This is a genomic window from Paenibacillus oryzae (genome assembly GCF_001675045.1).
GTDB lineage: Bacteria > Bacillota > Bacilli > Paenibacillales > Paenibacillaceae > Pristimantibacillus > Pristimantibacillus oryzae.
In genome coordinates, this window is the sequence record NZ_LYPA01000054.1 from 127,091 (window position 1) to 141,390 (window position 14,300).

The following is a 14,300-nucleotide window of genomic DNA, read 5'->3' on the forward strand; positions in this document are numbered from 1 at the left end:
TGTCTGGAATACGATGTTTTGAATGTCCTCTAACAGACAAGCCTGCCGAAGCTTCGCATCTTGCGATGCCGGCATTTCGTCGTGACGAGAGTCACAATTGCCTAAGTCATATAGAGGTTGCTTCATGGATGGAGCAGCCTTATGTTGTCTTTAGCGTGGCGGCTGAGGCGTTGTCCGGTTTGTTAAAGATGATGACTTTCGCTGCTTCTTGCAGCTCGAAGGTGCTGATTTTGGCTAGGGTCCTGCAGCGTGTAATAGTACGTGTTCAAAAAGAGCGGCGGCAAATTGCGGCGAATTTTGAGCAACCTCTATTTTCAATGGCTGAAAGGGACCTTTTTTAATTGCGGCAGCCTTTTTAAATGTTGCGTTACAAGATAATAATGAAAATATAGAAAGTGGGTTTGAGAACATGTCTGCTAAGGTGGGCGTCATTATGGGCAGCAAGTCGGACTGGGACACTATGAAATTGGCCTGCGACGTTCTGGACGAACTGGAAATTCCGTACGAAAAAAAGGTAGTATCGGCGCATCGGACGCCTGATTTGATGTTCCAATATGCGGAAACGGCTCAGCAGCGCGGCTTGAAGGTTATTATCGCAGGCGCTGGCGGAGCCGCTCATCTTCCCGGCATGGTCGCCTCCAAAACGATTTTGCCGGTTATTGGCGTGCCCGTGAAATCCTCCAGCCTGAGCGGACTGGATTCACTGCTATCCATCGTGCAAATGCCGGGCGGCATTCCAGTGGCAACTGTAGCGATTGGCAATGCTGGCGGCACCAACGCGGGTTTGCTGGCGGCGCAAATGCTGGGCGCATTTGATCCTGAGGTGCAAGAGCGAGTGGAAGCGCGGCGCGAGGCTATCAAGCAGCAGGTGCTGGAAAGCAGTGAAACGTTATGAGTCAAGGCTCTGACAAAGCTGGCGTGAGGGCAGAAAACAACGAAGCCGGTAATAACGCAGCAGGTCAAGGCGCGGCTGGGGCAGGCGCGGCTGTGACAGGAAAAAACGGTCATACGCCACGCCTGATTGCTCCGGGCGGCACCATCGGCATTTTGGGAGGCGGACAGCTCGGGAGAATGCTGGCAAACGCCGGCAGCGCAATGGGCTATCGCTTTGTGGCGCTGGACCCGACGCCGGATTGTCCGATGGGACAGGTGTCCCGCCAGATTACGGCGGCTTACGATGATGAAGCTGCCGCAAGAGAGCTGGCGGCGCAATGCGACGTCATTACGTATGAATTTGAAAATGTAGACGCGGGCGTAGCCGCGATGCTGACGAAGGAAGCCTACGTGCCGCAAGGCAGCGCACTTCTGCATACGACCCAGCATCGCTTGCGCGAGAAACGGGCGATCGAAGCTGCCGGAGCAACGGTTGCTCCCTATCGGGAGATTACAAGCGTCGAAAGTCTTGCTCAAGCGGTGTCCGAGCTTGGCCTGCCGGCAGTGTTCAAAACCGCAACCGGTGGTTACGACGGCAAAGGCCAATGGGTCATACGAAGCGCGGACGAAATAGAGGAAGCTTATGCAACATTGTCCAAAGCGGGCACGGAGCTGGTGCTGGAGCAGTTTATCCCGTTTCAAAAGGAAATTTCGGTCATTGCGGCCCGCAGCTCGAACGGGGAGATCAAAGCTTTTCCCGCAGCTGAAAATATACATGTAAACAACATCTTGCATTTGTCCATCGTTCCAGCGCGAATTGAAGCTTCGGTTGCAGAGGAGGCGGAACGGCTGGCAGTTGCCATTGCGGAAGGTCTTGGCGCGGTCGGGCTGATCGCGGTGGAAATGTTCGTAACGGAGGATGGCAGGCTGTTCGTAAACGAGCTGGCGCCTCGTCCCCATAACAGCGGGCATTACACGATGGAAGCAAGCAAAACGTCGCAGTTCGAGCAGCATATTCGCGCGATTTGCGGCTTGCCGCTGGGCGATGCAGGACTGCTGACGCCTGTTGTGATGGTAAACGTGCTGGGACAGCATGTTGAGCCGACAGTTGCGCGTTTGTCTATACGCGATGAAGCTGCGGAAGACCTTGGCGTCACGCCGAAGCTGCATTTATACGGCAAAAAAGATGCCGTTAAGGGACGTAAAATGGGCCATGTCAACGTATTGGCCGACAGCACGGAGGCTGCGCTTCGCTGGATTGAGGAAAGCGGCATCTGGAATGAAGAAAACAAAAGCCGGAAGGTGTGAAGGTTAAATGTTGGAACGCTACAGCAGACCGGAAATGAGAGCGATCTGGACGGAAGAAAACAAATTTAAAGCCTGGCTGGAGGTTGAGCTTTGCGCTTGCGAGGCTTGGGCGGAGCTTGGCGTCATTCCCAAGGAGGACGTGGAGGCGCTTCGGAAATCGGCAACCTTTGACATCGACCGCATTTACGAAATCGAGCAGGAGACGCGCCATGACGTTATCGCGTTTACCCGCGCTGTTTCGGAAACAGTTGGACCGGAGCGCAAATGGGTGCATTACGGCTTGACCTCAACGGATGTTGTGGATACGGCTCTGGGCTATTTGCTGCGTCAGGCCAACGAAATTTTGTTGAAGGACATCGAACGTTTTATCGGCATCCTGCGTGAAAAAGCGGTTCAATATAAGGATACGCCGATGATGGGACGGACGCATGGCGTACATGCGGAGCCAACTACGTTTGGTCTCAAAATGGCGCTGTGGCACGAAGAAATGAAGCGTAACCTTGAGCGCTTCAAGCATGCGGCAAACGGCGTGCAATTCGGCAAAATGTCTGGCGCTGTTGGCACCTACGCCAATATTGATCCCTTCGTGGAAGAGTTTGTATGCCGCAAGCTGGGCATTACAGCGGCTCCGATCTCCACGCAGACGCTGCAGCGCGACCGTCACGCGGAATATATGGCGACGCTGGCGCTGATTGCTACGTCCATGGACAAGTTCGCAACCGAAATCCGCGGCTTGCAAAAAAGCGAATTCCGCGAGGTGGAGGAGCCGTTCGCAAAAGGTCAAAAGGGCTCGTCGGCAATGCCGCATAAGCGCAATCCGATTGGCGCGGAAAATATGTCCGGCCTCTCCCGCGTCATTCGCGGCCATATGCTGACCGCCTACGAAAACGTGCCGCTGTGGCATGAGCGCGACATCAGCCATTCCTCGGCAGAACGTGTTATTTTGCCGGATTCCACCATGCTGCTTAACTATATGTTGAACCGCCTGGGCAATATTATCCAAAACCTGACGGTGTTCCCGGAAAACATGAAGCGCAACATGAGCGCGACCTATGGCGTTCCGTTCTCCGGCCGCATCATGACAAAGCTGATCGACAAAGGCTTCAGCCGCGAGCAGGCTTACGATACGGTTCAGCCGCGCGCGATGCAGGCTTGGGAGACGCAGCGCCAATTCCGCTCCATCGTGGACGAAACGGAAGAAATCACAAGCGTGCTTTCGGCGGCGGAGCTGGACGATTGCTTTAATCCGGCATGGCATCTGAAAAACGTAGATACGATTTTTAAACGGTTAGGCCTGATCTAAAAGACCGTGTCCAGAAGAAAGGGCTGCTCCTCCTTGGAGCGGTGCAGTCCGTTCTTTCCGGCGATATTTGGTTTTAAGCACTGACAAAACGTTAAGGGGGCAACGGGCTTATGACAGGGCAATCGCAAGCGATATCGACAGCGGTCGATTACGTAAAGGCTCCGCTGGTCTATAAAGGAAAGGTCCGCGAGCTGTACGATCTTGGCGAGCATTTCCTCATTGTTGTAACGGATCGGATTTCGGCGTTCGACTATGTGCTGGATCCCGCCGTGCCGGACAAAGGCAATGTGTTGAACCGGCTGTCGGCCTTCTGGTTTGATTTGACGAAGGACGAGCAGACGAACCACGTTGTGCATACCGATGTGGAGAAGCTTGGCGATATCATTACAGAACCGGAGCTGCTGCGCAACCGGATCATGGTGACGCGCAAGGCGGAGCGCATTGATATCGAATGCGTGGTGCGAGGTTATATTACCGGCGGCGGCTGGCGCCAATACCAGTCCACCGGCGAAATCAACGGCATCAAGCTGCCGGAGGGCATGCGCAAAAACGAGCATTTTGCGGAGCCTATCTTCACCCCTGCAGCCAAAAACGACGTAGGCCATGACGAGGACATTCCTTTTGAACGGATGGCGGAGCTGGTTGGCCGGGAATTGGCGGAGGAGCTTCGGGAGCGAAGCATCGAGCTGTACAAGCTGGCGCATCATTATTGCCAGGAGCGCGGCATCATCCTTGCAGATTGCAAGTTTGAATTTGGCCTTATCGACGGCAAAGTCATTTTGATTGACGAAATTTTTACGCCGGATTCCTCACGTTTTTGGGCGGAGGACAATTACGCTTATGACATGGAAATCGACAGCATGGACAAGGAGCCGGTACGCGCTTATCTGCTTGGCTCGGATTGGGATCGCGACAGCAAGCCAGCCCCGCTGCCGGAGCCCGTGGTTGCTGCAACGACGGCACGCTACCGTGAAATCTACCGCCGCTTGACCGGCGCGGAGCTGTAGCCGCAGAAATTGGAAATATGAGCTCAACCCTAAACTAACCATATATCAGGAGGCAATTATGAAGGCAACCGTCTACGTTACGATCAAGGAAAACGTTTTGGACCCGCAAGGAACCGCAGTGCAAGGCGCGCTTCATTCCATGGGTTTTGCAGAAGTCAACAAGGTTCGCATCGGCAAATACCTTGAGGTGGAATTGGATACGAACGACCGCGCTGAAGCTGAAGCCCGTCTGAAAGTGATGTGCGAGAAGCTTCTTGCCAACACTGTCGTAGAAGATTACCGTTTCGAGCTGGAGGGATAAAGCGATGAAGTTTGCGGTACTCGTATTTCCGGGCTCCAACTGCGATATTGACTGTTACAAGGCGGTAGAAAGCACCATCGGCCAATCCGTCGATTACGTATGGCATACGGCTACGGATCTTTCGGCATATGACGCGATTATCGTGCCAGGCGGCTTCTCCTACGGCGATTATCTGCGCTGCGGCGCAATCGCTCAGTTTGCCAATGTGATGAACGAAGTAAAAAAAGCGGCCGAGCAAGGCAAATACGTGCTTGGCATCTGCAACGGCTTCCAGATCCTGACGGAAGCGGGTCTGCTGCCAGGCGCTTTGATTCGCAACAACGGATTGAAATTCCGCTGCCATTCCACGAATCTTGAGGTCGTTAACGCGGCTACGCCGTTTACGAACCAATATGCCGAAGGCGACATCATTGATATTCCAATCGCCCATGGCGAAGGCAACTACTACTGCGACGATGAGACGTTGGCGGAGCTTAAAGCCAACAATCAGATCGTTTTCCGCTATGCGTGCGATACCAACCCGAACGGCTCCGTTGAAAATATTGCGGGCATCAGCAACAAAGCGGGCAACGTGGTCGGCATGATGCCGCATCCCGAGCGCGCCGTCAATCAGCTTCTCGGCTCCGAGGACGGAAAAGGCATGTTTACATCGATTTTGAATGCATGGAGGGAACAGCATGGCGCAGCAGTTAACGGCTAAGGAACCAACGGCGGACCAAATCGCCGATCAGAGGATTTATACGCAATTTGGCGTGACGGACCATGAATACGAGCTGATTTGCGGGTTTCTGGGACGCAAGCCGAACTATACGGAAATTGGCGTATTCAGCGTCATGTGGTCGGAGCATTGCTCCTACAAAAACTCCAAGCCGATTCTGAAAAAATTCCCGGTGACAGGCCCGCGCGTTCTGATGGGTCCCGGCGAAGGCGCCGGCATCGTAGACATTGGCGACAATCAGGCGGTTGTTTTCAAAATCGAATCGCATAACCACCCCTCCGCGGTAGAGCCGTATCAAGGCGCGGCAACCGGCGTTGGCGGCATTATCCGCGACATATTTTCCATGGGCGCACGCCCCGTTGCACTCTTGAACAGTCTGCGCTTCGGCAATCTGGCCAGCGAGCGCGTTAAATATTTGTTCGAGCATGTGGTTGGAGGCATTGCAGGCTACGGCAACTGTATCGGCATCCCGACCGTAGCGGGCGAAGTGATGTTTGACGAAAGCTATGAAGGCAACCCGCTTGTTAACGCGATGTGCGTTGGTTTGATCGATCATGACAAAATCCAGCGCGGCGTCGCCAAAGGCGTTGGCAACCCTGTTTTCTACGTAGGCCCGGCAACCGGCCGCGACGGCATTCACGGCGCAACCTTTGCATCCGTGGAGCTGTCGGAGGAATCTGAGGAGAAACGTACGGCGGTTCAAGTCGGCGATCCTTTCATGGAAAAGCTCGTTATGGAAGCAACGCTTGAGCTGATCAATTCCGGCATCGTGCTTGGCATTCAGGATATGGGCGCAGCGGGTCTGACTTGCTCCAGCGCGGAGATGGCCTCCAAGGCGGGTAACGGCCTGGAGCTGTACCTCGACGAGGTTCCGCAGCGCGAAACGGGCATGACGCCTTATGAAATGATGCTGTCGGAATCCCAGGAGCGCATGCTGTTTGTTGTTGAGCCGCAGCATGAAGAGCAGGCGAAGGAAATTTTTGACCGTTGGGGCATTATTTGCGCCAAGGTTGGCAAAGTAACGGATGACGGACGTCTGCGCTTGTTCCACAAGGGCGAGGAAGTGGCCGATATGCCGGTTACGGCGCTGGTTGACGAATGTCCGGTTTACAACAAACCTTCCGCTGAGCCGGCTTACTACCGCGAGAATGCTGACGTGGACAGCTCCGATTTTGCAGAAATTACGGACTTGAACGGCGCTTTGGAAAAGGTGCTGGCATCTCCGACGGTGGCAAGCAAGGAATGGGTTTACAACCAATATGACTATATGGTTCGTACGGCAACGGCGGTTCAGCCCGGCTCCGACGCTGCGGTTGTGCTGATTGACGGCACGCGCAAGGCGCTGGCGATGACCACGGACTGCAACGGACGTTACGTATATCTGGACCCTGAAGTAGGCGGCCGTATCGCGGTTGCGGAGGCGGCGCGCAATATCGTTTGCTCCGGCGCCGAGCCGCTGGCGATCACGGACAACCTGAACTTCGGCAATCCGGAAAAGCCGGAAGTATTCTGGCAGCTGGAAAAGTCGGCTGACGGCATGAGCGAGGCTTGCATCAAGCTGGATACGCCGGTAATCGGCGGCAACGTCAGCTTGTACAACGAAAATGCCAAAGGCGCGATTTACCCGACGCCGGTTATCGGCATGGTTGGTCTGGTGCATGATCATGACCATATCACGACACAAGGCTTCAAAAACGAAGGCGACGTTATCGTGCTGATCGGCGATACGAAAGCTGAGTTTGGCGGCAGCGAGCTGCAATACGTGCTGAACGGCGCTCCATCTGGCCGTCCGCCGGCCATTGATCTGGAAATCGAGAAAAAGGTGCAGGACGCTGTGCTTGGCGCTATTCAAAAAGGCCTTGTAGCCTCTGCACATGACTTGTCGGAAGGCGGCATTGCGGCAGCTCTTGCGGAATCCTGCATCAGCGGCGGCATTGGCGCAGAGGTTGCTCTCAGCAGCGAGCTGCGCGCCGACCATCTTTTGTTCAGCGAATCGCAATCCCGCATCTTGTTATCGGCAAAGCCGGAGCTGGCAGACAAGCTGATCGCTTGGCTGGGCGAGCAAGGCGTAGCCCATGCAGCAATCGGCACAGTAAAAGGAAACGCTCTGACCATTAACGTAAACGGCAAGACTGGCATTAACTCGCCAGTACAACAACTGGAGAAGGTTTGGAAGGATGCGATTCCATGTCTCATGAAGTGATGACCCTTCCCCGTCTGTGGACGGGCAACCATTATAACGAGGGCATCGGCCGGGATGATATGTTTGACAAGCTTCGCGAGGAGTGCGGCGTATTCGGGGTGTTTGGCCACCCCGATGCTGCCGGACTGTCGTATTATGGTCTGCATGCGCTGCAGCACCGGGGCGAGGAAAGCTCTGGCATTTGTACGGTAGATACGGCTAGAGGCAACGCCTTTAACTATCACCGCGGCATGGGACTGGTCAAGGAAGTGTTCGACAAGGAAAAGCTGGATATGCTGGCGGGCGACCGCTCCATCGGGCATGTTCGCTACTCCACGTCGGGGGCAAGCCAGCTTGCTAACGCGCAGCCGCTAATTTTCCGCTATCGCGACGGCGATCTTGGCGTTGCGACAAACGGCAATATCGTCAACGCGCCTGAAATTCGCCGCGAGCTGGAGATGAGCGGTTCCATCTTCCAGACCTCCAGCGACACGGAGGTTATCGCGCATTTGATCGCGCGTTCGCCGAAGGATTTTGTAACGGCGGCCAAAGAAGCGCTGCAGCGTATCGTTGGCGGCTTTGCATTCCTGATTATGACCAACGACAAGCTGCTGGTCGCATCCGATCCCCACGGGCTTCGCCCGCTGGTTATGGGTCGTATTGGCGACGCTTATGTGTTTTCGTCGGAAACGTGCGCGTTTGAAACCATCGGCGCGGAATATGTCCGCGATGTCCAGCCTGGCGAGCTGCTGATTCTGGATTCCACGGGCATGACCGAGGATCGTTATGCAGAAATCGAACGCCGTGCGACCTGCGCGATGGAATATATTTATTTTGCCAGACCGGACAGCGATATTAATACCATCAACATTCACTCCGCGCGGAAGCGCATGGGCCAACGCCTCGCGATTGAGTCCTTCGTGGACGCGGATATCGTAACGGGCGTGCCGGACTCCAGCATTTCCGCCGCTATCGGCTATGCGGAGCAAACGGGCATTCCATACGAGCTGGGGCTCATCAAAAACAAATATACCGGACGGACCTTCATCCAGCCCTCCCAGGAGCTGCGCGAAAAAGGCGTCAAAATGAAGCTGTCCGCCGTTCGCAAGGTCGTTGAAGGCAAACGCGTTGTCATGATCGACGATTCCATCGTCCGGGGCACAACGTCCCGCCGGATCGTCAACCTGCTGCGCGAGGCCGGAGCAACGGAGGTGCATGTGCGCATCACATCGCCGCCGTTCAAAAATCCGTGCTACTACGGCATCGACACCCCGGACCGCAAGGAGCTGATCGCATCCTTCCGGACGGTGGAGGAAATTTGCAAGGAAATCAACGCCGATTCGCTTTCCTTCCTGACCGACCAAGGCTTTGTCGAATCAGTAGGCGGCAACGACGGCGCATATAACCGCGGCATGTGCCTGGCCTGCTTCGACAACGACTACCCAACCGTCGTAGACGAAGAGTCCGACAAAAGCTGCAGCTGCTAATACTTGTTATATAAGTGGAACAAAAGAGTTTCAGCGGCGTGGGCCGGCGTGTGAAGGGTTCTTCCGATCGCAATTGTTTCCAGATTTCCCTGAATTATATGTTTAAATGGTGAAATCCGGAAACACAAGCGAACGCTTGAAACGTTCTGGAAGAACGTTGCTTCGTAAGCATACGCATTTCTCCAGAACCCCTCACACTCTGGCCTGTCGCTACATTTCTTTTGTTTAAAGGTAAAAAAGCGGACGCGGCTCAACATAGGCTTGCCGCCGCTTGATCGGGGCTTAACCGAAGGCAGGGTTTAACCGTAGGTAGAGTTAACCGGGACTTAACCGCAGGCAGAATCAGCTGCAGGTTTACTGAGGGCTAATCCCTTCTCTAAACAGTTGAAAATCTTTTGTTCAACTCCATTTATTTATTGAAAAAACAAAGGCTCAATAACAAAAATCAGTTTTTGACGGCATATGCAACAGGCGGAGGGGCAGAGGGATTCTGTAGAAACGGAGTGTTCGCTTGTAAAATCAGATTTCAACCACTGAGAAATTGTTCAATGAAAATCTGATTTTAACTGCGATCGGAAGAACCCTCTGCCCCGCAGCCTCCCCGCATACTATGAAGTCAATTCCTGTTTTTGACATGAGCCAAAAACGAAAGGTGCGATGATCGTGTCAGAAGCGTACAAAAAAGCCGGCGTCGACATTGCCGCGGGCAATGAAGCGGTCGAACGGATGAAGAAACACGTGAAGCGGACATACCGTCCGGAGGTGCTGGCGGAGCTTGGCGGCTTTGGCGGTTTGTTCAGCCTGGACAAAAGCAAATACGAGGAGCCTGTGCTGGTATCCGGCACGGACGGCGTCGGCACAAAGCTGAAGCTTGCTTTTGCAATGGACAAGCACGATACAATCGGCATCGACGCCGTTGCGATGTGCGTCAACGATATCATCGTGCAAGGCGCGGAGCCTCTCTTTTTCCTGGACTATCTGGCCTGCGGCAAAGTGGTTCCCGAAAAAATCGAAGCTATCGTTAAAGGCATCTCCGAAGGCTGCGTTCAGTCCGGCTGTGCGTTGATCGGTGGCGAAACGGCGGAAATGCCGGGCATGTATTCCCAGGAGGAATATGATATCGCAGGCTTCACCGTTGGCATCGTCGACAGAAAAAAAATGATCGACGGCTCCACAATTGCTCCAGGCGACGTCGTTTTGGGCTTTGCGTCCAGCGGCATTCACAGCAATGGCTTTTCTCTGGTGCGCCGTCTGCTGCTTGAAGAAGCAGGTTATTCGCTGGACCAGCAGCTTGAAGAGCTGGGCGGAGCAAAGCTGGGCGACGTGCTGCTTGAGCCAACCCGCATTTATGTGAAGCAGGCGCTTGAGCTGATCAGCAAGGTACAAGTAAAAGGCATGGCGCATATTACAGGCGGCGGCTTTATCGAAAATATTCCGCGCGTGCTGCCGGAAGGCGTTAACGCGGACATCCAATACGGCTCGTGGCCGATCCTGCCAATCTTTGAGCTGTTGCAGAAAAAAGGCGAGATTACGAATCGCGATATGTTTACAACGTTTAATATGGGCATCGGCCTTGTTATTGTCGTCCCTGCCGAGCAAGCGGAGGAAGCGGTGCGCGTGGCGGAGAGCCTTGGCGAAAAAGCATATACCATCGGCAAAATTACGGAAGGCAGCCGTATCGTAACCTTTACGGGAGCTGAGGTGTAATGGCTAACCTGCGCATTGCGGTATTTGCATCCGGACAAGGAAGCAACTTTCAAGCCATTGCCGATGCGGTGCGGGACAGGAAGCTCGATGTCGAAATCGGGCTTCTTGTTTGTGACAAGCCGAGCGCTCCCGTTGTGGAGCGGGCGGCGAAGGCCGGCGTTGAAGCCTTTTTGTTCAAGCCAAAGGAGTATGCTTCAAGAGAGGACTACGAGCGAGTTATCCTTGCGGAGCTGGAGAAGCGGGGCATCGGGCTGATCGTGCTTGCCGGTTATATGCGTATTTTGACGCCGGTGCTGGTGGAGCCTTTTTATGGCCGGATGATCAATGTCCATCCTTCGCTGCTGCCGGCTTTTCCAGGTGTAGACGGAATCGGACAAGCTCTGGAGTACGGCGTAAAAGTGACTGGCGTGACGGTGCATTATGTAGACGGCGGCTTGGATAGCGGTCCCATTATTGCTCAGCGGGTTGTTGAGGTGGAGCATGGGGATACGCGGGACAGTTTGTCGGAGCGGATTCATGCAGTGGAGCAGGCTCTGCTCCCGTATGTGATCGGTCAAATCGCTCGCGGCAACGTTTCGCTGGACGGAAGAAACGTGACAATCGGGTAAGTGGTAAGTGGTAAGTGTGTGGGAGTAGCGCCAGGCGGTAATTTGTATGAAAAATCGTACAAACAGCCCTGTAAAAGTAGCGCCAGGCGGTAATTTGTATGGAAAATCGTACAAACAGCCGTGTAAAAGTAGCGCTAGGCGGTAGTTTGTATGAAAAATCGTACAAACAGCTGTGTAAAAGTAGCGCTAGGCGGTAGTTTGTATGAAAAATCGTACAAACAGCCATGTGAAGGCAGCGCCAGGCGGTAATTTGTATGAAAAATCGTACAAACAGCCGTGTAAAAGTAGCGGCAAGCGGTAGTTTGTATGAAAAATCGTACAAACAGCCGTGTAAAAGTAGCGGCAGGCGGTAGTTTGTATGAAAAATCGTACAAACAGCTGTGTAAAAGTAGCGCTAGGCGGTAGTTTGTATGAAAAATCGAACAAACAGCTGTGTAAAAGTAGCGCCAGGCGGTAGTTTGTATGAAAAATCGTACAAACAGCCATGTAAAAGTAGCGCTAGGCGGTAGTTTGTATGAAAAATCGAACAAACAGCTGTGTAAAAGTAGCGCCAGGCGGTAGTTTGTATGAAAAATCGTACAAACAGCCATGTGAAGGCAGTTACTTTGTGGGTTTTGTATGAATTTTCATACAAACGAGTGTACATGCAGGGTTTGCGGCTGAACGATTATAGTTGGTTTTATTCAAAATAAGGGGGCATTACGGTGGCGATTAAACGAGCGTTGATCAGCGTATCCGACAAAACGGGCATCGTTGAGTTTTCAAGGGAATTGGCCAAGCAAGGCGTGCAAATTATTTCGACGGGTGGAACGTTTAGTCTACTGGAAAAAGAAGGCGTGCCGGTGATCGGCATATCTGATGTAACAGGTTTTCCTGAAATTATGGACGGACGCGTCAAAACGCTACATCCCGCAGTTCATAGCGGGCTGCTGGCGGTAAGAGACAACGAGGAGCACCGCAAGTCGATGGAAGAGCTGGGCCTGGATTACATCGATCTGGTGGTCGTTAATCTGTACCCGTTCAAACAAACCATCGCCAAGCCGGGCGTTTCCTACGAGGAAGCTATCGAAAATATCGACATCGGCGGTCCAACCATGCTTCGCTCCGCTGCCAAAAACCATGCCTTCGTTACCGTTGTTGTGGATGCTGGCGATTATGACGCCGTTTTGGAAGAGCTGAAGGCTGGCGGTGACACGACTCTGGAAACGCGCAAACGTCTGGCGGCCAAAGTATTCCGTCATACAGGCTCCTACGATGCCCTTATCTCCGATTATTTGTCGAAGCAAACCGGCGAGCCGCTGCCTGAGTCCTATACCGTTACCTATGAAAAGGTACAAGGCCTGCGCTACGGAGAAAACCCGCATCAGAAAGCAGCATTTTACAAAAAGCCGCTGGCTTCCGGTGCAAATATTACAACAGCAGAGCAATTGCATGGCAAAGAGCTTTCTTACAATAACATTAACGATGCCAACGCGGCGTTGTCGATTCTTAAGGAGTTTGACGAGCCGGCAGTTGTTGCTGTCAAGCATATGAACCCTTGCGGGGTAGGTATTGGCGCAACGATTCACGAGGCTTACCAAAAAGCATACGAGGCCGACCCTACATCCATTTTTGGCGGTATCGTAGCGGCTAACCGTACCCTTGGCGCGGAAACAGCCGAGCTGCTGGGCGCTATTTTTCTGGAGATCATCATTGCGCCGGATTATACCCCGGAGGCCCTTGAAATCCTCTCCAAGAAAAAGAACATCCGGTTGCTCAAGCTGGGTGAGCTGAAGGCTGCCGCAGAGCGCGAGCCGGAATGGCTTGTTACTTCCGTGGACGGCGGCATGCTGGTTCAGGAAAGCGACGTTCATTCCTTGAAGGAAGAGGATTTGCAGGTTGTTACCGACCGCAAGCCAACTGCTGAAGAAATGAAGCAGCTTCTTTTTGGCTGGAAGGTTGTTAAGCATGTTAAGTCCAATGCCATCCTGCTGGCAAAAGACGATATGACGGTTGGCGTTGGCGCAGGCCAGATGAACCGCGTAGGCGCAGCTCGTATTGCAATCGAGCAAGCTGGTGAAAAAGCGGTTGGCGCGGCGCTTGCGTCGGATGCATTTTTCCCGATGGGCGATACGGTTGAATTGGCGGCAAAAGCCGGCATTACAGCAATCATTCAGCCAGGCGGCTCCATCAAGGACGAGGAGTCCATCGCGGCAGCCAACAAAGCGGGGATTGCTATGGTGTTCACCAACATCCGCCACTTCAAACACTGATAGAGGTAGTTCAAAAAGTCCGGTTCCCATTACGGAAGCATGACTAGCGTCATGGCCGGCGTCGAATATGGCATTCAGCCGAAATCTCCGATCCTCACGTAGCTTTGACTACGCTCCGGTTCTCGATTTCTAGCTTCATGCCATCTTCTCGGTACTGGAAACCGAACTTTTTGAACCTTCATTTTAATGGTCGTTCAAAAAGTCCGCTTTCCATTACGAGTCATGACTAGCGTCATGGCCAGCGTCGAATATGGCATTCAGCCGAAACTTCCGTTGCTCACTTAGCTCCCACTAAGCTCCGCTACTCAGTTTCTAGCTTCAAGCCATCTTCTCGGTACTGGAAACCGAACTTTTTGAACCTTCATTTTAATGGTCGTTCAAAAAGTCCGGTTCCCATTACGAGTCATGACTAGCGTCATGGCCGGCGTCGAATATGGCATTCAGCCGAAATCAGCGTATGCTTACGAGGTATGTTTCCTCCGGAAACATTTGAGATCCTCACGTAGCTTTGACTACGCTCCGGTTCTCGATTTCTAGCTTCAAGCCAACTTTCC

12 protein-coding genes are annotated in these 14,300 nt (G+C 53.4%); all 12 read left to right on the top strand.

Translation table 11 applies throughout. The annotated features are described in order from the left end of the window. The first annotated feature begins 128 nt into the window (after positions 1-128). Positions 129-341, top strand: coding sequence for a hypothetical protein (locus A7K91_RS12105; RefSeq protein ID WP_068682993.1), 213 nt, complete (start codon positions 129-131; stop codon positions 339-341). 68 nt (positions 342-409) lie between these two features. Then, positions 410-895, top strand: coding sequence for a 5-(carboxyamino)imidazole ribonucleotide mutase (gene purE / locus A7K91_RS12110; RefSeq protein WP_068682995.1), 486 nt, complete (start codon positions 410-412; stop codon positions 893-895). Further along, positions 892-2,181, top strand: a complete 1,290-nt coding sequence (gene purK / locus A7K91_RS12115; protein WP_082967412.1) for a 5-(carboxyamino)imidazole ribonucleotide synthase — start codon at positions 892-894, stop codon at positions 2,179-2,181. Before purE ends, purK begins: the two co-directional genes overlap by 4 nt. 7 nt (positions 2,182-2,188) lie before the next feature. Next, positions 2,189-3,484 carry an adenylosuccinate lyase gene (gene purB, locus A7K91_RS12120; protein ID WP_068682997.1) on the top strand — a complete coding sequence of 432 codons (1,296 nt, stop codon included), beginning with the start codon at positions 2,189-2,191 and terminating at the stop codon, positions 3,482-3,484. Positions 3,485-3,594: 110 nt separating this feature from the next. Continuing rightward, positions 3,595-4,491, top strand: coding sequence for a phosphoribosylaminoimidazolesuccinocarboxamide synthase (locus A7K91_RS12125; protein WP_068682999.1), 897 nt, complete (start codon positions 3,595-3,597; stop codon positions 4,489-4,491). Positions 4,492-4,546: 55 nt separating this feature from the next. Continuing rightward, positions 4,547-4,792 (top strand): phosphoribosylformylglycinamidine synthase subunit PurS, encoded by a 246-nt coding sequence (gene purS, locus A7K91_RS12130; protein WP_211274525.1) that lies wholly within the window; start codon positions 4,547-4,549, stop codon positions 4,790-4,792. A 4-nt stretch (positions 4,793-4,796) separates the two neighbouring features. Next, the gene (gene purQ / locus A7K91_RS12135) at positions 4,797-5,492 is read left to right on the top strand and encodes a phosphoribosylformylglycinamidine synthase subunit PurQ (protein WP_068683003.1); all 696 of its coding nucleotides are present in this window, start codon (positions 4,797-4,799) and stop codon (positions 5,490-5,492) included. Continuing rightward, positions 5,470-7,713, top strand: a complete 2,244-nt coding sequence (gene purL, locus A7K91_RS12140) for a phosphoribosylformylglycinamidine synthase subunit PurL (RefSeq protein ID WP_068683005.1) — start codon at positions 5,470-5,472, stop codon at positions 7,711-7,713. The genes purQ and purL overlap by 23 nt, the downstream gene beginning before the upstream one ends. Continuing rightward, positions 7,698-9,179: an amidophosphoribosyltransferase gene (gene purF / locus A7K91_RS12145; RefSeq protein WP_068683007.1), complete on the top strand. Its 1,482-nt coding sequence runs from the start codon at positions 7,698-7,700 to the stop codon at positions 9,177-9,179. Before purL ends, purF begins: the two co-directional genes overlap by 16 nt. A 663-nt stretch (positions 9,180-9,842) precedes the next feature. Then, entirely contained in the window at positions 9,843-10,886 is a 1,044-nt protein-coding gene (gene purM / locus A7K91_RS12155; RefSeq protein WP_068683163.1) for a phosphoribosylformylglycinamidine cyclo-ligase, read from the top strand. Continuing rightward, complete coding sequence (gene purN / locus A7K91_RS12160; RefSeq protein ID WP_068683012.1) at positions 10,886-11,494, top strand: phosphoribosylglycinamide formyltransferase; 609 nt, start codon at positions 10,886-10,888, stop codon at positions 11,492-11,494. The genes purM and purN overlap by 1 nt, the downstream gene beginning before the upstream one ends. 704 nt (positions 11,495-12,198) lie before the next feature. Beyond that, on the top strand, positions 12,199-13,746 hold the full coding sequence (gene purH / locus A7K91_RS12165; RefSeq protein ID WP_068683014.1) for a bifunctional phosphoribosylaminoimidazolecarboxamide formyltransferase/IMP cyclohydrolase: 1,548 nt from the start codon (positions 12,199-12,201) through the stop codon (positions 13,744-13,746). The last annotated feature ends 554 nt before the right edge of the window (positions 13,747-14,300 follow it).

What these genes read in the sequence shown, in the direction of transcription:
- A7K91_RS12105 (WP_068682993.1), top strand. Translation starts at nt 129, where the DNA reads ATGGAGCAGCCTTATGTTGTCTTTAGCGTGGCGGCTGAGGCGTTGTCC.
- purL (WP_068683005.1), top strand. Translation starts at nt 5,470, where the DNA reads ATGGCGCAGCAGTTAACGGCTAAGGAACCAACGGCGGACCAAATCGCC.
- purB (WP_068682997.1), top strand. Translation starts at nt 2,189, where the DNA reads ATGTTGGAACGCTACAGCAGACCGGAAATGAGAGCGATCTGGACGGAA.
- A7K91_RS12125 (WP_068682999.1), top strand. Translation starts at nt 3,595, where the DNA reads ATGACAGGGCAATCGCAAGCGATATCGACAGCGGTCGATTACGTAAAG.
- purN (WP_068683012.1), top strand. Translation starts at nt 10,886, where the DNA reads ATGGCTAACCTGCGCATTGCGGTATTTGCATCCGGACAAGGAAGCAAC.
- purQ (WP_068683003.1), top strand. Translation starts at nt 4,797, where the DNA reads ATGAAGTTTGCGGTACTCGTATTTCCGGGCTCCAACTGCGATATTGAC.
- purK (WP_082967412.1), top strand. Translation starts at nt 892, where the DNA reads ATGAGTCAAGGCTCTGACAAAGCTGGCGTGAGGGCAGAAAACAACGAA.
- purE (WP_068682995.1), top strand. Translation starts at nt 410, where the DNA reads ATGTCTGCTAAGGTGGGCGTCATTATGGGCAGCAAGTCGGACTGGGAC.
- purF (WP_068683007.1), top strand. Translation starts at nt 7,698, where the DNA reads ATGTCTCATGAAGTGATGACCCTTCCCCGTCTGTGGACGGGCAACCAT.